Origin of the sequence: Leucobacter sp. M11 (assembly GCF_035726885.1) — a bacterium.
Taxonomy (GTDB): domain Bacteria; phylum Actinomycetota; class Actinomycetes; order Actinomycetales; family Microbacteriaceae; genus JAPFRB01.
Genome location: NZ_JAPFRB010000001.1, coordinates 135,591 through 136,377, shown reverse-complemented (window position 1 = coordinate 136,377; position 787 = coordinate 135,591). Strand labels below are relative to the sequence as shown.

1 protein-coding gene is annotated in these 787 nt (G+C 68.6%); it reads left to right on the top strand.

Going from position 1 to position 787, the window contains the following annotated elements; genetic code table 11:
* Window positions 1-5 precede the first annotated feature (5 nt).
* Window positions 6-787, top strand: a 782-nt coding sequence (locus OOT08_RS00680) for an ABC transporter ATP-binding protein (protein ID WP_325090669.1), incomplete at its 3' end; no start/stop codon positions are given.

Sequence of the window (787 nt, the reverse complement as noted above, 5' to 3'; positions counted from 1 at the left end):
TCCTCGTGGAGCACGCCACCATCGGCTACGACAAACGCATCATCTCCGAAGACCTCTCCGTGGACATCCCCGACGGCTCCTTCACCGCGATCATCGGCCCCAACGGCTGCGGCAAATCCACGCTCCTGCGCGCCCTCGCCCGCGTGCTCACCCCCTCCGCGGGTCGCGTCCTCCTGGACGGCAAAGCCATCAGCGCCTACAAATCGAAAGAGGTCGCCCGGCAGCTGGGCCTGCTCCCGCAGTCGTCGCTGTCCCCGGACGGGATCCGCGTCGCCGACCTCATCGCCCGCGGCCGAGCCCCCTACCAAAACCTCATCCAGCAGTGGCGCGACAGCGACGAGACCGCGGTCAGCCGCGCCCTCGCCGCCACGAAACTCACCGAGCTGTCCTCCCGCCTCGTCGACGAACTCTCCGGCGGCCAACGCCAACGCGTCTGGGTAGCCATGCTCCTCGCCCAGGACACCCCCATCATGCTGCTCGACGAACCCACCACCTTCCTCGACATCGCCCACCAATACGAGCTCATGGAACTGTTCCGCGGCTTCCACGACGACGGGAAAACCCTCGTCGCCGTCCTCCACGACCTCAACCAGGCCGCCCGATACGCCGACCACCTCATCGTCATGCGCGAGGGCCGCATCGTCACGGTGGGCACACCCCAAGACGTCATCACCCCGCAACGCATCGAGGAGGTCTTCGGCCTGCACGCCCTGGTCGTCCCCGACCCCGTCACCGGGACCCCGAACGTCGTCCCCCTCGACCCCCGCACCGCGCCCCTCCGCGCGGT